21 protein-coding genes are annotated in these 22131 nt (G+C 70.5%); 7 read left to right on the forward strand and 14 right to left on the reverse strand.

What is annotated here, in order from left to right:
• Nucleotides 1-5: 5 nt before the first annotated feature.
• The gene (gene minE, locus ABWV53_RS16265) at nt 6-272 is read left to right on the forward strand and encodes a cell division topological specificity factor MinE (RefSeq protein WP_056669510.1); all 267 of its coding nucleotides are present in this window, start codon (nt 6-8) and stop codon (nt 270-272) included.
• 66 nt (nt 273-338) lie between these two features.
• Here minE and ABWV53_RS16270 read toward each other — a convergent pair whose 3' ends face one another.
• Nucleotides 339-818, reverse strand: coding sequence for a flavin reductase family protein (locus ABWV53_RS16270; protein ID WP_353367471.1), 480 nt, complete (start codon nt 816-818; stop codon nt 339-341).
• A gap of 188 nt (nt 819-1006) precedes the next feature.
• Between ABWV53_RS16270 and ABWV53_RS16275 the strand changes: the two genes are divergently transcribed.
• Nucleotides 1007-1792 carry an alpha/beta fold hydrolase gene (locus tag ABWV53_RS16275; RefSeq protein ID WP_353367197.1) on the forward strand — a complete coding sequence of 262 codons (786 nt, stop codon included), beginning with the start codon at nt 1007-1009 and terminating at the stop codon, nt 1790-1792.
• A complete protein-coding gene (locus ABWV53_RS16280; RefSeq protein WP_353367198.1) occupies nt 1792-2967 on the forward strand; it encodes a M14 family zinc carboxypeptidase in 1176 nt (391 codons plus the stop codon). The genes ABWV53_RS16275 and ABWV53_RS16280 overlap by 1 nt, the downstream gene beginning before the upstream one ends.
• Nucleotides 2968-3035: 68 nt before the next feature.
• Here ABWV53_RS16280 and ABWV53_RS16285 read toward each other — a convergent pair whose 3' ends face one another.
• Nucleotides 3036-3395, reverse strand: coding sequence for an H-NS histone family protein (locus ABWV53_RS16285; protein ID WP_353367199.1), 360 nt, complete (start codon nt 3393-3395; stop codon nt 3036-3038).
• 282 nt (nt 3396-3677) lie between these two features.
• Here ABWV53_RS16285 and ABWV53_RS16290 point away from each other — a divergent pair, with 282 nt between their 5' ends.
• Nucleotides 3678-5291, forward strand: a complete 1614-nt coding sequence (locus tag ABWV53_RS16290) for an alkaline phosphatase D family protein (protein WP_353367200.1) — start codon at nt 3678-3680, stop codon at nt 5289-5291.
• A 22-nt stretch (nt 5292-5313) separates the two neighbouring features.
• On the opposite strand, the gene ABWV53_RS16295 is transcribed toward ABWV53_RS16290, so the two are convergent.
• A complete protein-coding gene (locus ABWV53_RS16295; protein WP_353367201.1) occupies nt 5314-6660 on the reverse strand; it encodes a D-amino acid dehydrogenase in 1347 nt (448 codons plus the stop codon).
• Nucleotides 6661-6749: 89 nt separating this feature from the next.
• Here ABWV53_RS16295 and ABWV53_RS16300 point away from each other — a divergent pair, with 89 nt between their 5' ends.
• Nucleotides 6750-7667 carry a LysR family transcriptional regulator ArgP gene (locus ABWV53_RS16300; RefSeq protein ID WP_353367202.1) on the forward strand — a complete coding sequence of 306 codons (918 nt, stop codon included), beginning with the start codon at nt 6750-6752 and terminating at the stop codon, nt 7665-7667.
• Nucleotides 7668-7766: 99 nt separating this feature from the next.
• Nucleotides 7767-8384 carry a TetR/AcrR family transcriptional regulator gene (locus ABWV53_RS16305; RefSeq protein WP_353367203.1) on the forward strand — a complete coding sequence of 206 codons (618 nt, stop codon included), beginning with the start codon at nt 7767-7769 and terminating at the stop codon, nt 8382-8384.
• Between the two features lie 25 nt (nt 8385-8409).
• Here ABWV53_RS16305 and ABWV53_RS16310 read toward each other — a convergent pair whose 3' ends face one another.
• Complete coding sequence (locus ABWV53_RS16310; RefSeq protein ID WP_353367204.1) at nt 8410-9258, reverse strand: metallophosphoesterase; 849 nt, start codon at nt 9256-9258, stop codon at nt 8410-8412.
• Nucleotides 9255-10244: a LysR family transcriptional regulator gene (locus tag ABWV53_RS16315; protein WP_353367205.1), complete on the reverse strand. Its 990-nt coding sequence runs from the start codon at nt 10242-10244 to the stop codon at nt 9255-9257. Before ABWV53_RS16315 ends, ABWV53_RS16310 begins: the two co-directional genes overlap by 4 nt.
• Before the next feature lie 129 nt (nt 10245-10373).
• On the opposite strand from ABWV53_RS16315, the gene ABWV53_RS16320 reads away from it, so the two are divergent.
• A complete protein-coding gene (locus tag ABWV53_RS16320) occupies nt 10374-10814 on the forward strand; it encodes a hypothetical protein (RefSeq protein WP_353367206.1) in 441 nt (146 codons plus the stop codon).
• Between the two features lie 311 nt (nt 10815-11125).
• Here the strand turns inward: ABWV53_RS16320 and ABWV53_RS16325 are convergent, their stop codons facing one another.
• From ABWV53_RS16325 to ABWV53_RS16365, 9 genes are all read right to left on the reverse strand, one after another.
• On the reverse strand, nt 11126-12988 hold the full coding sequence (locus tag ABWV53_RS16325) for a phosphoenolpyruvate carboxykinase (GTP) (protein ID WP_353367207.1): 1863 nt from the start codon (nt 12986-12988) through the stop codon (nt 11126-11128).
• Nucleotides 12989-13308: 320 nt separating this feature from the next.
• Entirely contained in the window at nt 13309-15843 is a 2535-nt protein-coding gene (locus ABWV53_RS16330; RefSeq protein WP_353367208.1) for a TonB-dependent siderophore receptor, read from the reverse strand.
• An 84-nt stretch (nt 15844-15927) separates the two neighbouring features.
• Nucleotides 15928-16917, reverse strand: coding sequence for a FecR domain-containing protein (locus ABWV53_RS16335; RefSeq protein ID WP_353367209.1), 990 nt, complete (start codon nt 16915-16917; stop codon nt 15928-15930).
• Nucleotides 16914-17426, reverse strand: a complete 513-nt coding sequence (locus ABWV53_RS16340) for a sigma-70 family RNA polymerase sigma factor (protein ID WP_353367210.1) — start codon at nt 17424-17426, stop codon at nt 16914-16916. Before ABWV53_RS16340 ends, ABWV53_RS16335 begins: the two co-directional genes overlap by 4 nt.
• Before the next feature lie 86 nt (nt 17427-17512).
• Entirely contained in the window at nt 17513-18217 is a 705-nt protein-coding gene (queC, locus tag ABWV53_RS16345) for a 7-cyano-7-deazaguanine synthase QueC (protein ID WP_353367211.1), read from the reverse strand.
• Nucleotides 18218-18308: 91 nt separating this feature from the next.
• A complete protein-coding gene (locus ABWV53_RS16350) occupies nt 18309-18461 on the reverse strand; it encodes a hypothetical protein (protein WP_200933137.1) in 153 nt (50 codons plus the stop codon).
• Between the two features lie 122 nt (nt 18462-18583).
• Nucleotides 18584-20185: an OpgD/OpgG family glucan biosynthesis protein gene (locus ABWV53_RS16355; protein WP_353367212.1), complete on the reverse strand. Its 1602-nt coding sequence runs from the start codon at nt 20183-20185 to the stop codon at nt 18584-18586.
• Between the two features lie 147 nt (nt 20186-20332).
• Nucleotides 20333-21532 (reverse strand): threonine ammonia-lyase, encoded by a 1200-nt coding sequence (locus ABWV53_RS16360; protein WP_353367213.1) that lies wholly within the window; start codon nt 21530-21532, stop codon nt 20333-20335.
• Between the two features lie 108 nt (nt 21533-21640).
• On the reverse strand, nt 21641-22129 hold the full coding sequence (locus ABWV53_RS16365) for an Lrp/AsnC family transcriptional regulator (protein ID WP_353367214.1): 489 nt from the start codon (nt 22127-22129) through the stop codon (nt 21641-21643).
• Nucleotides 22130-22131: the final 2 nt, after the last annotated feature.

Here is a 22131-nt window from a genome sequence, read left to right on the forward strand (position 1 = left end):
CCGGCATGGCATCGTTTCTCTCCTTCCTCCTGGGCGAAAAGAAGAAGACCGCCAGCGTCGCCAAGGAGCGGCTGCAGATCATCCTGGCGCACGAGCGCAACGGCCGCAACGCCGCCGAGCCCGACTACCTGCCGGCGCTGCAGCGCGAGCTGGTCGCCGTCATCTCGAAGTACGTGAAGATCAGCCCCGACGACCTGAAGGTGCACCTGGAGCGCCAGGACAACCTGGAAGTGCTCGAGGTGAAGATCGAGCTGCCCGACGCGGCGAAATAGCCCCCGAGCCGCTGTTTTGCAGGTTGAAATGGGCTCTGGCGCTTATGGAATAAGCGCCTGCTGCTATCATTTTTGATTTGCGCTCGCCAGCTGCGGCGCGGCGCCCAGCGGCAGTTCGGCGTAGAACATGCCGCCGTGGTAGAGCAGCGGCGAGACGCCTGCCAGGTGGCTGCAGCGCTCCACCTCGCCCACGAAGATGGTGTGGTCGCCCTCCACATACTGGCTGCGGTTGAAGCATTCGAACACCGCCACCGCGCCCGCCAGCACCGGCGCGCCGGCCACGCCGGGCGCGTGGTCCACGCCCGCGAACCGGTCGATGCCGCGCGTGGCGAAGCGCTCGGCCAGGGCCTGCTGGCCGGCCGCCAGCACGTTGATCGCATAGTGCGAGCCCGCCGCGAACGCGGCCAGCGACGACGCCCGGTGCGCCAGGCTCCACAGCACCAGCGGCGGATCGAGCGATACCGAATTGAACGAGCTGGCCGTCATGCCCACCAGCGTGCCGTCGGCCGCGCGCGCGGTGACGATGGTCACGCCCGTGGCGAACATGCCCAACGCGTCGCGGAACTCGCGCGGTGAGAAACCCGGCGGGCGGGCGGCGTGGGAGGCGGGCGTCGGGGAATTCACGGGTGGCGGGTGGCGGCGCGGCGTGCGCGGCGGCAGGGAAAAGGGTGGGCTATTATGGTCCGGTGGCCCCTCCCCACGGCGCGGGCCGCCGGCTTCCCACTCTGTAGTCCATGGCTCTTCTTCCCCACTTCACCACCCTCGGCTCCGGCCACACCGTGCTCATGCTGCACGACGCGGACGGCAGCCACCTCAGCTTCGCTCCCCAGGTCGAAACCCTCGCCAGCGCCGGCTACCGCGCCGTCGCGTGGGACATGCCCGGCTACGGCCACAGCGCGCCCATCGAACCCTATGGCTTCATGGGCCTGGCGCAGAGTTGCCTGCGCCTGATCGAGGCGCTGCAGGGCGGCGCCGTCACGCTGGTCGGCCATGGCCTGGGCGCCATGCTGGCGCTGGAAGTGGCCCTGCGCCAGCCGCAGGCCGTGCGCCGGCTGGTGCTGTGCGCCGGCGGCCCCGCGCTGGACGCCGCCAGCGAGGCCGCCTGGGTGGCGCCGCGCCTGGCCGCGCTGCAGTCGGGTGCGTCGATGGAGGCCATCGCGCAAAGCCTGGTGCCGCGCCAGGTCGGCACCGGCTCGCTGCCCGAGGGCGTGCGGCTGGTGAGCCACGCGCTGAGCCAGGTCAACCCCTCGGCCTGGCGGCGGGCGCTGCAGGCCCTGCCCACCTTCTCGCGCGGCGCCGCCGAATTGGCCCGCGTGCAGGTGCCGGTGCTGATCGTCGGCGGCGCGCAGGACCGGTGCACCCCGCCCGAAGCCCTGCAGGCGCTGGCGCACGTGTTGCCCGATGCGCGCCACCTGTCCCTGCCCCACATCGGCCACTGGCCGCCCCTGGAAGACCCCGACAACTTCGACGGCGCGCTGCTCGGCTTCCTGGCCGAGGCGTCGGGCCGGGTGCTGCACTGATGCGGCCGGGCAGGGGACCGGCGGCGGCGCCCGGCGCCGCGCCACGCGCCAGCGGCGCGCAGGCATGGCGCTGGGCCGGGCCCGCGCTCGCCGCCATCGCGCTGGCCTGGGGCGGCTGGCACCTGCAGCCGTCGTGGCAGAAAGGCGAGCCCATCGCGCGCGGCCCGGTGGGCGCGGCGCTCTTCGCCAAAGGGGCAGATGCACCGCTGCAGCTGCTCGGCCCCCGCGCCCTGCCGCAGGCCGGCGCCGCCTCGGCCCAGGCCGCGCCGCCCCCGGGTGCCACGGCCCCTGCTTCGCCGGCGGCCGGCCAGGGCGCCGCGCGCCCGGCCGCGCCGCTCCAGGCCGCGTCACCCGAAGCGGCGGCCGCCGCCTGCCAGCGCTTCCTCAAGCGCCTGCCCACCATCGACGCGGCCACCTGCGCCGCTGCGCGCCTGGCCGACGGCGGCGCGGCGTCGGTGCGGGGCACGCCGCTCTATGGGCGCGACGTGGGGCCGCCGCCCGCATCGCGCGCTGCTGGCGGCGGCGCCGAACCGCTGCGCGTGCTGGTGGTGGGCGCCATGCATGGTGACGAGCTGACGTCGGCCTCGCTCGCGCTGCGCTGGGTGGGTCTGGCCGAAGCGCAGGTGCGCGATGCGGGCTCCAACCTGCCGGTGCACTGGCGTTTTCTTCCCATCCTCAACCCGGACGGCCTGCTGGCCCGGCAGCCGACGCGCGTGAACGCCCGGGGCGTCGATCTGAACCGCAACTTTCCCACCCCGAACTGGGAGAGCGACGCGCCCATCTACTGGGAAAAGCGCACCCGCCGCGACCCGCGCCGCTGGCCCGGCCCCGAACCGCTGTCCGAGCCGGAATCACGGTTCCTCTACACGCAGATGGAGCAGTTCGCTCCCGATCTGGTGGTGAGCATCCACGCCCCTTACGGCGTGCTCGACTACGACGGCCCGGTGCCGCCGCCCAGCCGGCTGGGCCGGCTGCGCCTCGATCAGCTGGGCATCTTCCCGGGCTCGCTCGGCCACTACGGCAGCGTGCGCCAGGGCATGCCGGTGGTCACCATCGAGCTGCAGCACGAGCTGCGCATGCCCGAGGACGGCCAGGTGCGCCAGATGTGGCGCGACCTGCTGCGCTGGATGGGCACCCATCTGGCGCGGGATGGAGCCCCGCGCCCGACACCTTGAGCCTGCACCAAAGCGGGCGGCGCAGCGCGAATGTCGGGGCCGCCGTGCGGCGCCCGGCCGGCGACGGCCTACCGCCGCTGGTTGCGATAGGCCGCGGCCGCCATCTCGGCCAGCAGCGGTGCCTGGCTCTGCGGCTCCTGCCGGGGTTTGTCGATCAGGAAGTCGTCGCGGTTCTTGCCCTGGATCCAGGCCGGCGGCTTGCCGCGCCCGGTCCAGGTGGCGCCGGTCTTCTCGTCCAGGTACTTGGCCGCCACCTTCTGGGTGGCCGGGGCCTTCCACGGGAAGACCTGCTGGGCCGTGAAGCCGAAGTCGTCGATCCAGGCGTGGATCTGGGCCAGCGCCGCCTTCGATTCCACGGTGCGGGCTTGCGCGATCTGCGCTTCCAGGGCGGCGCGAGCGGCCAGCAATTGCTTCAAGTCAGTTGTCATCGGGTTGCAGGAATGTGGCAGGGAACGCGCCGGCCGGGCAGGCCGCCGCGGTGCATGAGAGGCCGGTGCGCGGGCTTGGCGGCGGATGCCGGGAACGTCGTCCCGCTCCCGGCGCCGTGGCGCGTCGAAGCCCCGATTATCCCGTCGGCGCGGGCCCAGGCCGGCCTGGGGAAGGAAAGTCCGTTCCGGCCGGGCAGACGGTCACCGGCCGTCGCCTGCGGGGTGGAAAATCCGGGCTACCTCCGCGCCCACCCTTTCCAGCCTGTCTCCACGGGCCTGTCCATGCACCGCCGTGACCTGATCCGCATCGCCGCCGCCGCTGCCGCTGCCACCCCCATGCCGCGCTGGGCTTGGTCGGCCACCCTGCGCCAGCGCGACCTGTTCCCGCTCGGCGTGGCGAGCGGCGCACCGACGCCGGACGGCTTCGTGCTGTGGACCCGCGTCGCTGCCCCCCCTGCCGCTCCGGCGGCCGATGCCCTGCCCGGCACGCTGACCGTGCGCTGGGAAGTGGCCGAGGACGAGGCGTTCCGGCGCATCGTCCGCCAGGGCCAGGCGCAGGCGCTGGCCGTGCTGGGGCATGCGGTGCATGTCGAGGTGGCGGGCCTGGCGCCCGGCCGCTGGTACTTCTATCGCTTCCTGCATGGCGACGCCGTCACGCCCCCGGCCCGCACGCGCACCGCGCCGGCCCCGCACGAGATGCCGCGCCACGCCCGCCTGGCCTTCGCGTCGTGCCAGCGGTGGGAGCAGGGCCACTACGCGGCCTACCGCCATCTGGTGCAGGAAGACGTGGACCTGGTGCTGTTCCTCGGCGACTACATCTACGAGTACGCCATGCCGCGCCGGCCGCCCGTGCCGCCCGAGCCGCCCCCCGTGCGCACGCACGACCTGCCGGTCGCCACCACGCTGCAGGACTTTCGCGACCGCTACGCGCTCTACCGCAGCGACGAGGCGCTGCAGGCCGCGCACCGCGCCTGTCCGTGGCTGGTGACGTGGGACGACCACGAGGTGCAGAACGACTATGCCGGACTGGCCGGACTGGGCGGACTGGGCGGCGTGGACGCGGCGGCCGGCTTCCTCGCGCGGCGCAATGCCGGCTACCAGGCGTTCTACGAGAACATGCCGCTGCGCGCCTCGGCGCTGCGGCGCGGCCTGGCGGGGCTGGGCACGCTGGACGGCGTGCGCGTGCACGACCGGCATGCCTGGGGCCGGCTGATGGACTTCCACGTGCTGGACACGCGCCAGTACCGCGATCGGCAGGCCTGCCGGCCGGCGGGCGGCGCGGCGCAGGGTTCCGTGTCGCCCACGCGCTGCGGCGAGCTGCGCGAGCCAGCGCGCTCCATGCTCGGGGCCGACCAGGAGCGCTGGCTGGCGCAGGGCCTGGCGCAGGACGCGGCCGGCGGCGTGCGCTGGAGCGTCATCGCGCAGCAGACGCTGTTCTCGCAGCGCAACACGGCGCAGCCGCCCGCCGAGCGCTTCGGCACCGACACCTGGGACGGCTACCCCGCCAGCCGCCAGCGCGTGCTGGACGCGCTGCGGGCCGCCGGGCCGCGCAACACCGTCTTCCTGGGCGGCGACATCCACCAGAACTATGTCTGCCGGGTGCTGGCCGACTTCGCCGATGCCCGCTCGCCCGTGATCGCGAGCGAGTTCTGCGGCACCTCCATCACCTCGCTCAGCCGGGTGCCACCGGAGCGGGCCGCCGAGATCGTGCGCCGCAACCCGCACATCCTGCTGGCGCGGCCCGAGCAGCGCGGCTATGCCGTGGCGGACATCACGCCCGAGCGCTGGACCACCACGCTGCGGGTGGTGGACGACGTGGCGCGGCCCGACAGCGGCATCGCCACCCAGGCGCGCTTCGTGGTGGACGACGGCGTGCCGGGGCCGCGCCCGGCCTGAAAGGCGAGGCGGCTTCGCCGGTTCAGGCCGCCAGCGCGGTGGCGGCCGGGCCGCGACGCGGCGCATCCATGCCCAGGAAGCCGAAGGCCATCGCCGGGCGCTCGCCGCTGATGAGCTCGGCCATCGCCTTGCCCGAGCCGGCGCCGTGCGTCCAGCCCAGCGTGCCGTGGCCGGCGTTCACCCAGAGCCGGCCCACGCGGGTTCGGCCGATGAACGGGATGTTGGTCGGCGTGGCCGGGCGCAGGCCCGTCCAGTACTGCGGGTTGCCGCCTTCCTCGGGCGTGCGGGTGTCGCACACGCCGGGCAGGATTTCCTCGATGCGGCGCGACAGCATGTGGCAGCGCGCGCGGGCCAGGGGGCTGTCCAGCGACAGGTCGTAGCCGCCCAGCTCGATGGTGCCGGCCACGCGCAGGAAGTTGCCCAGCCGGCTCATGGCGATCTTCTTGCCGTCGTCGATGGTCGAGACCATGGGCGCGCCCTCGGCCTTCAGCAGCGGGAAGGTGGCGCTGTAGCCCTTGCCGGGGTAGATCGGCAGGTGCACGCCCACGCTGCGCAGCAGCGGCGCGCTGTAGGAGCCGCAGGCCACGACGATGGCGTCCGCCGCCAGGTTTTGCAGGTCTTTCGTGCCCGCACCGCCCATGGTACGGGCGCGGACTGCTACGGATTCGATAGCGCCGCCGGCCTGGTTCAGCCGCACCACGTCATGGCCGTAGAGGAACCGCACGCCCCGCTCGGCGCAGCGCCGGGCCAGGGCCTGGGTGAAGACACGGGCGTCGCCGCTCTCGTCCGTGCGGGTGTAGGTGCCGCCGGCGATGCGGTCGCCATAGGCGCGGAAGGCCGGCTCGATCTGCAGCAGCTCGTCGCGGCTGACCAGGCGGCGCTGCACGCCGTGGCGGCGCATCACGTCCACCGCATGGCCGGCGGCGTCGAATGCCGCCTGGTCGGTGTAGAAGTGGGCGATGCCGCGCTCCAGCCGGTCGTATTCGATGCCGGTGGCGCGCACCACGTCCTTCAGCGCGGCGTGGCTGTAGGCGCCCAGCGCCACGATCTGCTGCACATTCCGCTCGAAGGCCGCGTCATTGCATTGCGCGAGGAACTTCAGGCACCAGCGCCATTGCTCGGGGTCGAGCTGCGGGCGAAACAGCAGCGGCGCCTCCTTGTCGAACATCCACTTCAGCGCCTTCCAGGGCGCGCTGCGGTTGGCCCAGGGCTCGCAGTAGCTGACCGAGATCTGCGCCGCGTTGGCGAAACTCGTCTCCAGCGCCGCGTCCGGCTGGCGGTCGACGACGATGACTTCGTGGCCGCGCTCGAGCAGGTGCCAGGCGGTGGAGATGCCGATGATGCCGGCGCCGAGAACGAGGGTTTTCATGGCTGGGCAGTGTGCTGCGCGTTGCCGGGAAATAAAAGCAAAATTAAACTTGCTCCGATTTCATCAGCAGAACTAATCGAAGGCACGCCATGAGCACCTATGACCCCGCCGCGCTGGAGTGCCTGGCCGCCATCGTGGAAGAAGGCGGCTTCGAGCGCGCCGCTCAGCGCCTCAACGTCACCCAGTCGGCCGTGTCGCAGCGCCTGCGCGCGCTGGAGGCGCAGGTCGGCTCTGTGCTGATCGTGCGCAGCCGGCCGCTGCGGCCCACCACCGCCGGCCAGTTGCTGCTCAAGCACACCAAGCAGCTGCGCCTGCTGCGCGCCGACCTGGAGCGCGACCTGCAGGAGCTGGCGCCCAGCGCGCCGGGCGGCGGGCGGGAGGACGAGCGCATCTCCATCGCCGTCAACGCCGACAGCATCGCCACCTGGGCGCTCGACGCGCTGCAGGGCCTGGTGCGCCAGCGGCTGCCGCTCGAGATCATCGCGGACGACCAGGACTTCACCCAGGAATGGCTGCGCTCCGGCCAGGTGCTGGGCTGCGTCACCACGCTGGGGAGCGCATTGCGCGGCTGCAAGGTGCTGCCGCTGGGCGCCATGCGCTATGTGGCGGTCGGTTCGCCCGACCTCGCCAACCGCTACCTGCCGCAGGGCCTGACGGCGCACAACTTCCGCGACGTGCCGTTCATCGCCTTCAACCGCAAGGACGACCTGCAGGCCGAGTTCGTCGCCCGCACCTTCGGCCTGAAGCGCGTGGCGCTGAACCAGCTCTTCGTGCCCAGCTCCGAAGGCCAGGTGCGCGCCGTGGCCGCCGGCTGGGGCGTGAGCGTGGTGCCCGAGCTGCTGGCCCGCCCGCTGCTGGCCGAGGGCCGGCTGGTGGATTTGGCGGCGGGCCAGGCCCTGCCCGTGCAGCTGTACTGGCACTGCTGGAACCTCGAGTCGCAGGTGCTGGACGCGCTGACCGAAGCCCTGACCGGCGCCGCCGCGCGCCAGCTGTCGCCGCCCCGTTGACGCTGCGGGCCGCCCGCCCGTGACGCTCTTGCAACAGCATGTATCAGCCTGTGGGGTCTTGACAGCGCGATGACAGAGGCTATCGATAAGATCGGTGTGATGAACATCCCTCAGCTCCGCCGCTCCTTCAAGGAGCAGATGCACCAGGCGCGCGAGGAAGCCATCGTCACCGCCGCCAGCCGCCTGATGGGCAAGAAAGGCTTCGAGGCCATGACGGTGGACGACGTGGCCTGCGCCGTCGGCATCGCCAAGGCCAGTCTGTACAAGCATTTCGCCGGCAAGGACGAACTCTGCGCGGCCGCCATGGTGCACGTGGTGGACCGGGCCGCCCGGTTCCTGCGGGAGCTGCCGGCCAGCCTGCCGCCGCTGGAGCGCATGCGCGCCCTGCTGCGCTGGCTGCTGGAACTGCAGCTCACCGACGAGATGCCGCTGATGCTCAGCCGCAATTCCGGCCTGGCCGGGCCGCTGAAGGCTTGCGAGGCGTACCAGGCGGCCCTGCGGGACCTGCACGGGCTGGTGATCGGCTGGATCGAGCAGGCGCAGCAGGCCGGCCAGATCAACCCGGCCCTGCCTTCGGACGTGGTGATGTGCGCCATCTTCGCCCGGGCCGCCGACCCCATGCTCAGGCTGCTGCGCGACCGGGGCACTTACAGCGACGCGCAGATTGTCGACTGGGCGGTGGACAGCTGCCTGTCGGGCCTCGCCGCACGCGCCTGACCGAGCCTGCGGCCGGGGCGGTCGTTCAGAGGGTCACGGTTCCGTGCGGCTGGAAGGCCGCCTGCTCGCCCTTGCGCGCATAGCCCAGCGGGTTGGCCACCACGCGGCAGCGCCAGGGCGAGCCGTCCGCATGGGTGCCCTGCACGGTGTAGTCGCTCGGCGCATGCAGGTGGCCGTGCAGCCACAGGTCGGCCTGCGGCAGCAGATCGTCCAGCGCATTGCAAAAGCCCGCCGTGCCCGGCACCAGGCCGTAGCGCGGGTCGGCGCTGCGCAGGCTGGGCGCGAAGTGGGTGACGACCACCGTCGGCCCGCCCGCCCAGGGCGCGGCGAGCGCATCGCGCAGCCAGCGCTGGCAGGCCAGCGATTCCTCGCGCATCGGCTCGGCCAGGAAGGGCTCGCCCGCGCGGGTGCCGCCGGTCTTCTTCAGGTAGAAATTGGCGGCGCGGAAGGCCTTGTCGCGCTGGCGCAGGCGGCGCGTGGCGTCCGCGCTGCCTTCTTGCCCGGCCAGCGCGTCGAAGTCGCTCCAGAGCGTGGTGCCGACGAAGCGCACGCCCTGCAGCACCACCGTCTCGCGCTCCAGCCAGACGATGCCCAGGCGCTCGCAGGTGCGGCGCAGCCGGTCCTGCGCGGCGTCGAAGTCCTGCGCGTCGTACTCGTGGTTGCCGGGAACGAACAGCACCGGCACGGGCCAGCCCGCGTGCTGGGGCAGAGGCGAGAAGCGCGCCAGGCCGAAGTCCTCGTCCGCGAGCATCGAGCCCTGCTGGTAGGAGCCGATGTCGCCGGCAAGCACCAGCACGTCGGCGCCCGGCGCAGGCGTGGCGGTGAAATGCGGGTGCGTCTCCAGGTGCAGGTCGGACAGCAGTTGAATCTTCATGCGTCCGATTGTGGCGGCGGTACCGATTCATGCGGCGCGCCGCTGCGCAAGCCCGACTGTTCCATCGCCTGCCGCAGCCAGCGGTGCGCCGGGTCGTGGCGGCGGCTGTGGTGCCAGAGCGCATCCACGTGCACGGTGGGCAGCGGCATGGGCAGCGGGCGCCACACCAGCTCGTCCTTCAGGCTGGCCACGCCGACGAAGTGGCGCGGCAGCACGGTGAGCAGATCGCTCGCGGCCACCACCCGGCCGGCGGTGAAGAACTGGTTGACGGTGAGCACGATGCGCCGCTCGCGTCCCAGCGCGGTCAGCGACTCGTCGATGAAGCCGTAGGGCCGGCCCGAGAAGCTCACCAGCAGGTGGCGTGCCGCGCAGAAGCGGTCGAGCGTGAGCGGCACCCGCGCCAGCGGATGGCCCTGGCGCATCACGCACACGTATTCGCCGTCGTAGAGCCGCGTGCTTTCGTAGGCGACCAGGTTGCCCGACTGCGCCCGCGCCGTGAGGTCGGCCATCACGGCCGGAAAGTAGCCCACGGCCATGTCGGCGGCCTCGTCGTCCAGCAGGCGGCGCGGGTCGCGTGTGGTGAGTGGCACCACGCGCAGCGACACGCCGGGCGCGTCGCGCTCCACGATCTCGATCAGCGGCGGGATCAGCGTGGCCCCGGTGGCGTCGGCCATGGCCAGCACGAAGGTGGTGTTGGCCGTGGCCGGATCGAACGCGCCGGGCGCCAGCGACTGTTGCAACTGCGCCAACGCGGCACGCACTGCCGGCCAGAGCGCCAGGGCCCTCGGCGTGGGCTCCACCCCCTGGCCGCGGCGCACCAGCAGATCGTCGCCCAGCGCGTCGCGCAGGCGCCGCAGCGCGTTGCTCACGGCCGGCTGGGTGAGCGACAGGAGCTCCGCCGCCCGGGTGAGGTTGCGCTCGGACATCACCGCGTCGAAGACCCGCAGCAGGTTCAAATCGAACGTGCGGAAGTTGAGCGGCTGCATGGCTGAATCATCACTGATGTGAATGACTGAGATTCAAAATATAAAGTGGAGTCTATCTGGGGTAAACCCTAAGATACAGCCCATCAGCCCGGCAATTTCGCCACAAGCGGCTTAAAAAGGGTACTCATCATGACCAGCTTCGTCCAAGTCGACTATCGCACCGAACATCCTGGCGTGGAACGCGCTGAAAACGCCGTCGCCACCGTCAAGAACTTCGTCGCTCAATTCAACGGCGCCCGTGTCGGCGCTTCCCTGCTGCTCGCCGCCGTCGTGGCGTCGCTGCTGGTGGTGGCCAACCAGGTGATCGACACCTGGGGCGAAGGCCACCTGCTGGCCGCCTGGATGGTGCTGTGGATGGTGGCGTTCGTGGCCCTGGCCCTGCTGGCCGGCCCGGCCCGCAGCGCGGTTGCCAGCCTGCGCGTGCAGTACGCCCACTGGGCCGAAGCCCTGCGCCGCCAGGAAGAAGACGAGCGCACCTGGAACGCCGCCCTGCGCGACGCCCGCATCATGGCCGACCTGAGCCGCGCCATGAACGGCATGGCCGTGGACAACATCCGCCGCTACTACTGATCCGCCAGACCATCCCACGGGCCGTGGCCCGGGGATCGGACGCAACGAAGGGCACCGCGGGGTGCCCTTTTTTTCGTGGTGGGCCGCCGCGTCCCCCAGGCTGCATCGGCGCAGCGGCAAGGCGCCGCAGGCGCACGGCAACCTGGCGTTGCAAGGGTCGCTCGCGCAGCGCCAATGCATTGGTGCTGCTATATTTTTCATAGCTGCAGGCGCCCACTGGATCAGCGAACGGGCTCTAAAAAGCCCCGGCCACGGGTGTGGTGCGGGGCTTCGGCTGCCGCCTGCGGGCGGTGGGCGGCAGAGGGTGCAGGTCAGGCGCCCAGGCGCTCTTCCAGGGCGGCCTTGGTCTTGAGCATCTGCGCCGGCAGGTGGTAGGCGAGCTGGTCGAAGTGCGCGGTGTGCAGCTTCAGCTCGTCGGCCCAGGCGGCGCGGTCGATGCGGGTCACGGTGTCGAACTGCTCGCCGGTGAAGTCCAGGCCCGTCCAGTTGATCTCGCCGTACTGCGGCGCCACGCCGAAGGCGGTTTCCTGCCCGGTAGCGCGGCCTTCGATGCGGTCGATCATCCACTTCAGCACGCGCATGTTCTCGCCGTAGCCGGGCCAGACGAACTTGCCGGCCTCATCCTTGCGGAACCAGTTGGTGGTGTAGATGCGCGGCAGCGCGGCGCCCGAGGCGGCGATCTTCTCGCCCAGGTTCAGCCAGTGCTGGAAGTAGTCGCTCATGTTGTAGCCCATGAAGGGCAGCATGGCGAACGGGTCGCGGCGCACCACGCCCTGCGCGCCGAAGGCGGCGGCGGTGGTCTCGGAGCCCATGGTGGCGGCCATGTAGACGCCTTCCTGCCAGTCGCGGGCCTCGGTCACCAGCGGCACGGTGGTGGAGCGGCGGCCGCCGAAGATGAAGGCGTCGATCTTCACGCCCTTGGGGTCGTCCCAGGCCGGGTCCAGGGCCGGGTTGTTGGTGGCGGCCACGGTGAAGCGGGCATTGGGGTGGGCGGCCTTGGCGCCGGTTTCCTTGGCGATCTGGGGCGTCCAGTCCTTGCCCTGCCAGTCGATCAGGTGGTCGGGCAGCTTGCCGGTGTCCTTTTCCATGCCTTCCCACCACACGTCGCCGTCGTCGGTCAGCGCCACGTTCGTGAAGATCACGTCACGGTCCAGGCTGGCCATGCAGTTGGGGTTGGTGTGGTAGTTGGTGCCGGGGGCCACGCCGAAATAACCGGCCTCGGGGTTGATGGCGCGCAAGGAGCCGTCGGCCTGGGGCTTGATCCAGGCGATGTCGTCGCCGATGGTGGTGACCTTCCAGCCCTCGAAGGCCTTCGGCGGCACCAGCATCGAGAAGTTGGTCTTGCCGCAGGCGCTCGGGAAGGCGGCGGCCACGTGGTATTTCTTGCCCTCGGGGTTGGAGACGCCCAGGATCAGCATGTGCTCGGCGAGCCACCCCTGGTCACGGCCCATGGTGGAGGCGATGCGCAGCGCGAAGCACTTCTTGCCCAGCAGCGCGTTGCCGCCGTAGCCGGAGCCATACGACCAGATCTCGCGCGTCTCGGGGTAGTGCACGATGTACTTGGTCTTGTTGCAGGGCCAGGACACGTCCTGCTGGCCGGCCTGCAGCGGCGCGCCCACGGTGTGCACGCAGGGAACGAAGTCGCCTTCCACGCCCAGCACGTCGTACACCGCACGGCCCATGCGGGTCATGATCTTCATGTTGACGGCCACGTAGGGGCTGTCGGACAGCTCGATGCCGATGTGCGCGATCGGCGAACCCAGGGGCCCCATGCTGAAGGGCACGACGTACATCGTGCGGCCGGCCATGCAGCCGTCGAAGAGGGGCTGCAGCGTGGCGCGCATCTCGTCCGGGGCCATCCAGTTGTTGGTCGGGCCGGCGTCTTCCTTCTGGGCCGAGCAGATGTAGGTGCGGTCTTCCACGCGGGCCACGTCCGACGGGTCGGACCAGGCCAGGTAGCTGCCGGGGCGTTTGGCGGGGTTGAGCTTCTTGAACGTGCCGGCGTCCACCAGCTGCTGGCAGAGGCTGTCGTACTCCTGCTGCGAGCCGTCGCACCAGTGGATTTTTGCGGGCTTGCAGAGGGCGGCCATGTCGGCGACCCAGGCGACCAGCCGAGCGTTCTTGACGTATGCGGGTGCGTGGAGGTCGAGGCCTTGCATGGTGGGTGCGTTCATCGGGGAGCTTCCTAAGGTTGAAAAACGGTCTTTTCAAAGGAAGCGCACGCACCGCCCAAGCGGTGGTCGTCGGCCTGCCGGCGCACGCTGTCGAGACTCCTGAGCGCTGCCTTTGAGAAAACGGCTGGATGCTCAGTCGGCGGGTGGATGGAGTGGCGGCCGGTGCGTTCAGGGAGCGCCGGCACCGAGCCTTCCACGGGTCGGCTGGGATGACGATTTTATGAACCCACCCCCCGCGTGTCTGTCAGACACCGGGGAAATCCATGCAAAAGATGCATGGGGTTATGTCGTAAGCTCCAAGCCGTTTTCCGAGGAACGACCTACCAGCTGTAGCGTGCGGTGAGGTACACCGTGCGGCGCTCGCCGTAGTAGCAGCCTGCCGATGCCAGGCAGGACGCCACGTATCGCTTGTCGGCAAGGTTGGCAAGGTTCAATGCCAGCCGCACTCCCTTCCATGCAGGCTGCAGGCGGCCCAGGTCCCAGCGCACGGCGGCGTCGAACAGCGTGACGCCGGGCACACGGTACACATTGGCCGTATCGCCAAAGGTGGTGCTGGTATGGCGCACGCCCCCTCCGAGCGACAGGCCGGCGAACGCTTCGCCCTGCACCGCATAGTCAAGCCACAGCGCGGCCTGCTGCTGCGGAACGAAGGCGAACCGGTTGCCCTGGATGTTCACGCCAGCGGCATTCGGCTGGGCTTGGGTGACGCGGCTGTCGGTGTAGGCATACGACGCGACGGCATCCAGCCCCCGGGCCACCGGGCCGCGGGCTTCCAGTTCAAGGCCGCGCACGCGCACTTCACCCGTCTGCTCGCTGAACGAACGGCTCAGCGGGTCGGGCGTGAGCACGTTCTGCTGCGTCAGCTGGTACGCGGCTGCGGTGAACAAGGCGGTGGACCCGACCGGCTGGTACTTCACGCCCGCCTCGATCTGCCGGCCGGTGGTGGGGCGGAACACCGCACCGAGCCGGTCGGTGCCGGTGGCGGGCTGGAACGAGGTCGAATAGCTCACATAGGGCACCACGCCTGCGTCCAGCGTGTACATGACGGCCGCGCGCCCGGTGAACTTGCCATCGCTTTGATCGGTCGTCACGGTACGGCCCGTCGCCAGGGTGGACGTCCGGGTGTCCGTGTCGGCACGGTCATGGCGGGCAGCGAACACGCCGATCCAGCGGTCCCACTGCATCTGGTCCTGCAGATAGAACCCCAGTTGCCTGCGCTTTTGCGCTATGTGCGTGGCGACTGAAGGAACCACTCCGCTGTCGGTGCCGTAGACAGGCTGGTAGGCATTGAAGGGCGTGGCCAGCACGCGGAGATTGCTCTCGTCGTAGGTGGCCTTTTCATCGGAGAAATCCATGCCTGCCAGCACGGTATGGGCCACGGAGCCGCTGCGGAGGTTGAACTGCGCCTGCGTGTCGACGGTCAGCAGATCGGCCTGTTCGGGAAACGCCCAGGCGTAGCGTCCCAGCGCGGAGGGATCGCAGGCCGTCTGGCAGAACGCCTGGATGCGGCGTGTTTCCGCCGTGACCTTGCCGTAGCGCAGGTTCTGCCGCAGCGTGGTCTGGTCGTTCAGCCGGTGCTCCGCCTCGTATCCGACGAAACGCTGGCGGTTCCGATAGCGGTCGAAGGCGGGCTCCCCGACGAAGGCGCGGGTCGGCAACGCGGCATAGCGGCTGGTGTCCAGCGTGCCCGACACCGGCAGGGCGGGCGCTCCGCCGCCGCCGGGTGAATCGAGCGACTGCCACTGGCCCAACAGGGTGATCTGCGTCGCATCGCTGGGACGAAATGCCAGCGACGGCGCCAGGTAGGTTTTTTTCTCGGACACATGGTCAAACGAGGTGTCGGCCTCGCGGCGCAGGGCGACCAGGCGGTAGCTCCAGACGCCTTCTTCGTCCACCCTGCCGCCGATGTCGATCGCCGCCTGCCGGCGTTGGTGGCTGCCGGCCTGCAGCTCGATGTCGCGCACGCGCTCGCCGGTGGGGCGCTTGCTGACCATGTTGATCAAACCGCCCGGCGCGGCCTGCCCATAGAGCACCGACGACGGGCCCTTCACCACCTCGGTCCGCTCCAGGCCCCAGGGTTCGATCCGGGGCTGCGAGTAGCCCCGCGCACCGAAGGGCAGGCGCAGGTTGTCCAGATAGCGCGCCGGGGGCGTGAAGCCGCGCAGGGTGAGCCAGTCGTAGCGCAGGTCGGTGTTGCCGTACTGCGCCACGATGCCCGGCGTGTAGCGCAGGCTTTCCACCAGGGTGGTGGCGCCCTGGGCCTCCATCTGGCCTCGGGTGACGACCGAGATCGACTGCGGCGTGTCGAGCAGCGAGGTTCCGGTCTTGGTTGCTCCGGTGGCGCTCTGGGCCACGAAGCCCGTGCCGGGCCCCTTGCTCGATTCCTCCGCCCCACTGGCCGTGACGGTCACCGGGGCGAGCATGGCCGTGCGCTGGCCGGTCACGCGTACCTCCGACATGGGGGGGCCGCCAGCGACCGTCTGCAGCGCATAGATTCCGTCCGGCCCGCGCACCGCCTGCAGGCCGGTCCCGGCGAGGGCCGCCGCCAGGCCGTCGCCCACGCTCAGGCGGCCGCGCACGCCAGGGCTGACGACGCCGGAGGTCACGGCGGCGTTGGCGGACAGAAGAATGCCGGCCTGGCCCGCAAACTGGCTCAGCACGGTGCTCAGGGGCCCGGCGGGAATGGCGTAGTCGCGCGTGGCCGGGGCCGTGTCCTGGGCTTGCACGGGCAGGGCGGTTGCCGCGGCCACCGCCACCGGCAAGGCCAGCAGGGCGGCGCGCAGCGCGTGGGCCGACGCCGTGCGGCGCAACGGCGGGAGCGGCGAGCGGGAGGGCGAAAGAAGATGAACAGGCATGGTGCGATCGGGTCCGGTGAAGTGGTCGGCACCCGGTATGCCCACCGGCTCCATCGAAAAGGGAACCGCTGCCCGAGAAAAATTTCAGCGAAGCGGAGCGGGCGCCTCGACCACGGTCCACCACGGCCAAGGCTGCCGGACCTGCACCGGCAAGGTCGACTGGAGAGCCGCCAGCACGCGGCCGGTGTCCGCCAGCGGGTAGGCGCCCACGATGCGGAGGTCCGCCACTTCGGGCGCGCAGGCAAGGTGCCCGCGCCGGTAGCGGGCCAGTTCCGCGATGAAGTCGCCCAGGCGCATGCCGTCGGCCACCAGCATGCCTTGCTGCCAATCCACGGCGTAGCCGGCCGCATCGCTCGGGGCGTCGATGCCGTCGCGCCGCAGGCGCACCTGCTGTCCGGCGTGCAGAACGCGGGTTTGGGCGGCGCCGGCAGGGCGTACTTGCACCGCGCCGTCGAAGACCGCCACCCTGAAGGCGCCGTCGTCTTGATCTCGCACCGCAAAACGGGTCCCGAGCGCCGTCAGGCGCCCGGCGGCGACGTCCACGACCAAGGGGCGTGGCGGCGTCAGCGTGTCGTGCCCGGACGTGACGAGCAGTTCTCCCCGGTGCAGCACGATGCGGCGTAGCGTGGCGGAATAGTCCACATCGACGGCGGTCGCGGTATTGAGCAGCAACTGGCTGCCATCCGCCAGTGTCCAGGCGCGCTGCTGGCCCGTGTCGGTCCGGTAGGCGGCCGTCCATTCCTGCCAGGGCGCCTGGCGCGTCACCGCCCATCCGGCCAGGCCGGCTGCCGGCGCCAGCAGGAAGGCGCGCAGCACGGCGCGCCGCCGGCGCGACACGGCAGGCCGGGCCTCCAGCGCCTGGCGCACCAGGGGACCCGACACTGCCGACATCTCGCTGGCCACTGTTTCGACCCGCCGCCATGCCGCCTGCTGGCGCGGCCCGGTGTCGAGCCAGCGCTGCCATTGGCGCCGGTCCGCGTCGGTGACGCGATCGTCCTGGAGAACGGCGAACCAGTCCGCTGCCTGCCGCAGATCCTCCAGGGCCGGCGGCTCGTCGGCCGCGTGGCTGTTCATTCCCTGGCCAGCAGCAGGCACTGCAGCATCGCTTGCGCCATGTACTTCTTCACCATCCGCTCCGACACGCCGAGCTGCTGGCCGATGTGCGCGTAAGTCAGTCCATCGATCTGCGACAGCAAAAAAGCGCTGCGGGCCTTGGGGTTGAGCCGGCCCAGCATGGCATCGATGCGGCAGAGGGTTTCCATCACCAGCGCGCGTTCTTCCGGGGAAGGCGCTTGCGGTTCTGGCTGGGCGGCGAGCGCCTCGCTCCATGCGCGCTCGATGTCGAGCCTGCGCCAGTGGTTGACGACCACTCCGTGCGCCAGCGTGCGCAGGAAGGCCTGGGGTTCGCGCAACGCCACGACATCGCGTGACGCCATGAGCCGCAGGAAGGTGTCGTGCGCCAGGTCCGCCGCATGGGACGCACTGCCCAGCCGCCGGCGAAGCCAGCCCAGCAGCCAGCCGTGGTGAGCGCGATAGATGGTTTCGACGGCGGCAGCGGCGCAAGGGTGCAAGGAGGCTGACATCAGGAGGGTCGCCGAGAGAACAAACCGTGTGGATGGGAATTGTTCTCATTCTAATCGCCCCGTTCCGGCCACCCATGGACGGTCCGCTATCGGTGTCCGGCCTTCCAGCGCTCGTATCCGGCGCGGCGCAGCGCGCAGGCCGGGCACTCGCCGCAGCCATGGCCCCAGGCGTGCAGCGTGTCGCGCACGCCGTGGTAGCAGGTGTGCGACTGGCGCACGATGACGTCCACCAGGGCATCGCCGCCCAGCTGCCGGGCCAGCTCCCAGGTGTCGGCCTTGTCGATCCACATGAGCGGCGTCTCGAAGGTGAAGCGCCGGCCCATGCCCAGCGACACGGCTACCTGCAGCGCCTTGAGCGTGTCGTCGCGGCAGTCGGGGTAGCCCGAGAAATCGGTCTCGCACATGCCGCCCACCAGCGTGTGCAGGCCCCGGCGGTAGCCCACGGCCGCGGCCAGCTGCAAGAACAGCAGATTGCGGCCGGGCACGAAGGTGTTGGGCAGGCCGGCTTCCGTCATCTGGATGGCGGTGTCGCGGGTCAGGGCGGTGTCGCTGATCCGCCCCAGCACGGCCAGGTCGATCATGTGGTCCTCGCCCAGCCGGCCCGCCCACTGCGGGAAGCGCTCGCGCACGGCGCCCAGCACCTCGGTGCGGGCGGTCAGCTCGATCTGGTGGCGCTGGCCGTAGTCGAAGCCGATGGTCTCGACCCGCGCGAAATGGGTCAGCGCCCAGGCCAGGCAGGTGGTGGAATCCTGCCCACCGGAGAACAGGACGAGTGCGTGGCCATCTCTCATGGCGGTGATCCTCATGTCAAAGAACGGGCGCGTCGAAAAAAGAAAAAGCCCCGCTGGGCGGGGCTCCGGGCGATGCCAGGGCGGGGGACGGTCAGGCCATGTAGATCGCGATGAACGCCAGCAGGAACATGATGACCGCGCCGACCGCGGGCAGCACGATGGGCATGAGCGGCACGATCGCCTCGATGGCGTCGGGTGCGTGCGTTTCGCCGGCGTGGGGTGCCGTGGTGCTGTCGTGGGCCATGCGGTTGTCTCCTGCGGTGTTCTGCCTAAAAGTTACGCAATTCTAGCCACGCCGGGGCCGGGGTGCATGCGGCCTTTCCCGGAGGGCCGGGCCGCCCGGCCATGCCAGGGCACAGCCGCCGATCAGACCAGCTTGCGGTCTGCAGCGGCCGGGGGTACCCACTGGTAGAGCCAGGTCTCGGTGATGGGGCGGCCGTTCTCCCGCAGGAAGAGGCGGATGGTGATGGGCGCCGTGCTGTCGTCGTCCGGCCGCACGTCGAACATGGCGCGCCAGCCGTTGACGGCGTCCAGCGGCCGGGCCGAGGTGATTTCGATCTGGCCCCGGCTGACGGTGATCACCGGCTCCACCTTGGCATCGCGGCCCAGGCCGGCCAGGCTCTCGCCCGCGAAGTCCACGGCGAAGCGCCACGAGAAATACTTGCGCGGCTGGCCCACCACGCCGCCCAAGCCGGTGCGGGTGGCCACGCAGCGTGCCAGCTGCGGCTTGGCCGGCGCGTCGGCGCCCCAGAACAGGCGGTAGCCGATCAGCCATTCCTCGCCGGCCTGCGGCTTGCGTTCGGGGTTCCAGAAGGTGACCACGTTGTCGAAGGTCTCGTCGACGGTGGGAATCTCCACCAGCTGCACCGAGCCCTTGCCCCAGTCGGCCTTGGGCTCCACCCAGAGCGAAGGGCGGCGCTCGTAGAACACGCCGTCGTCCTGGTAGTGGTCGAAATTGCGGTCGCGCTGCAGCAGGCCGAAGCCGCGCGGGCTTTCGTCGGCGAAGGCGTTGAACTGCAGGGTCGGCGGGTTGGTGATGGGCCGCCAGACCCATTCGCCGTTGCCGCGCCACATTTGCAGGCCGTCGGAGTCGTGGATCTCCGGGCGCCAGTCGTTGGCCATGCGCCGGTCGTTCTCGCCGTGCTGGAACATGCTGGTGCAGGGCGCGATGCCGAGCCGCTCGATGGCCTTGCGCGGGTAGAGCGCGGCGTCGATCTCCATCACCTGGGTGTCGCCGGGGGTGATGGCGAAGCGATAGGCGCCGGTGATGCTGGGCGAGTCGAGCAGCGCCAGCACCACGACGGTGTTGGAGCCCGGAGCGGGCCGCTCGAGGTAGAAGGCGGTGAAGTCGGGGAATTCCTCCGGCCGCTCCATGCCGGTGTCGATGGCCAGGCCCCGGGCCGACAGGCCGTACTGCCACTCGCCGCCCACGGCGCGGAAGTAGCTCGCGCCGAGGAAGGCCGCCACGTCGCGCACCGGGTCGGTGTGGAAGTTGAGCCGAAAGCCCGCGAAGCCCAGGTCGGGCGGCAGGTCGCCGGCCTTCAGGCCGCTCTTGCCGTAGTCGAACATGGCCGGGTCATAGGCCAGCTCCTGCGCCTGGCCGTTGGCCAGTTCGTACATGTGCACGGGCTTCTTGAAGAACAGGCCCAGGTGGAAGAACTTGGCCTGGAAGCGCAGCTTTTCGTCCGCCCACAGGGCATGGTCGGCCTGAAACTGCATCGACTGGTACTGGTCCCAGTCCAGCGCCGACACCGACGGCGGGATGGTGCCCGCGGGCGGCGTGTAAGGCTTGGCGGCCAGCGCCCGGGCATCACCCTTCAACGCGGCGAAGTCGAAAGTGCGGGGCTGGCCCAGAGGCTTCATGGCGGCGAAGGCCTGGGTCCAGTTCAGGCCCAGGCCGCCGGCGGAAGCCAGCGCGGCGCCGCGGCCGAGGGTGCGCAGGAAGTGGCGTCGTTGTGGTTTTTGCATGGGTGGGCAGTGTGCCGAAAACGGGGGCGCCGGATGCAACGGCCTGTGAAAGATCGGGGTTTTCTCGCCGAACGGCGGCGTTTTCCTACAAGGCGGCACGGTGGCGTCCTGCAGCGATCGGCCGGCCCGGCGGCCCCGCCCGGGCTGCTACATGAGCTCGACCTGCATCTGCGCGCTGCGCAACTGCTCCATCACCTGCTGGGCATGGGCGTGGCCCCGGGTCTGCAGCACCAGTTCGATCTCCACGTTCTGCGCGGCCAGCATGGTGAAGGCCCGCTGGTGGTGCACCTCTTCCACGTTGGCGCCGGCCTCCGCCACGGTGGCGGTGATGCGCGCCAGCGCGCCGGGCACGTCGCGCACGCTGACCTTGATGCGCGCCAGCCGGCCCGAGCGCACCATGCCGCGTTCGATGATGGCCGCCAGCAGCAGCGGATCGATGTTGCCGCCGCAGAGGACGAGGCCGATCTTGCGGCCCCGGAAGCGCTCCGGGTAGCGCAGCAGCGCGGCCAGGCCCGCGGCGCCGGCGCCTTCAACCAGCGTCTTCTCGATCTCCAGCAGCATCAGCACCGCCTGCTCGATGTCGCCCTCGTCCACCAGCACCAGGTCGTCCACCAGGCGGGTGATGATCTCCTGCGTGATCTTGCCGGGCCGGCCCACCGCGATGCCCTCGGCGATGGTCGAGGTGCCCTGTTCGTAGTGCGTGCCCTTGACGGCATTGACCATGGCCGGAAAGCGCGAGGTCTGCACGCCCACGATCTCGATGGCCGGATTCAGCGCCTTGGCGGCGGTGGCGATGCCGGCGATCAGCCCGCCGCCGCCCACGGCGATGACCAGCGTGTCCAGGTCGGGCACGGCGCGCAGCATCTCCAGGCCCAGCGTGCCCTGGCCGGCGGCCACGGCCTCGTCATCGTAGGGGTGCACGAAGGTCAGCCCGCGCTGCTCGGCCAGCGCATAGGCGTGGGCGCGGGCTTCTTCCAGCGTGTCGCCATGCAGCACGACTTCGGCGCCGAAGCCGCGTGTGCGCTCCACCTTCACGCCGGGGGTGAAGCGCGGCATCACGATCACGGCCTTCAGCCCCAGGCGCTGCGCGTGGTAGGCCACGCCCTGGGCGTGGTTGCCGGCGCTCATGGCGATCACGCCGCCGGCGCGCTCTTCGGCCGACAGCTGGCTGAGCTTGTTGCAGGCACCGCGTTCCTTGAAGGTGGCCGTGAACTGCAGGTTCTCGAACTTGAGGAACACCTGGGCGCCGACGATCTGCGAGAGCGTCTGCGATTCGACGCACGGGGTGTCGAGCACCTGGCCCTGCAGGCGGGCGGCGGCGGCTTGGATGTCTTGAAGGCTGAGCATGGGCGGTATTGTGGTGCAGGCGGCCGGGGTGCGGGCTGCCTGCTGGTTTGCTATGAAAATAATAGCTATAAGCCCATGATGAATGGGCGCGGGAGGGCGATATGGCGCTTATTTTCGGGGCGCGGGCCGCAGGTGCGACAGCGGCAGCGCGCCGCTGGCCTTCACCTCGCCCAGCGAAAAGCTGGTGTGCATGTCCTTCACGTTGGGCAGGTTCAGCAGCACGTTGCGGGCGAACTGCGAGAAGCTGTCCAGGTCACGCGCCACCACCTGCAATTCGAAGGTGCCGGTGCCGCTGATGTAGTGGCAGGCCACCACCTCCGGAATCTGCGCGATGGCCTGCTCCATCTCGCGCGTCAGCCCGCCGGTGCTGCGGTCGGCGTCCAGCCGCACGAAGGCCAGCACGCCCAGGCCGATCTTGTGGCGGTCGATCTCCGCCCGGTAGCCCTTGATGTAGCCGGCCTGCTCCAGCGCCCGCACCCGGCGCCAGCAGGGCGCGGCCGACAGGCCCACCCGCTGGGCGAGCTCGGCATTGGTCAGCCGGGCGTCCGTCTGCAGTTCTTCGAGGATGGCCAGGTCGTATTTGTCCAGTTCTTCCATTC

This window comes from Acidovorax sp. FG27, assembly GCF_040365715.1.
Classification (GTDB): Bacteria; Pseudomonadota; Gammaproteobacteria; order Burkholderiales; family Burkholderiaceae_C; genus Paracidovorax.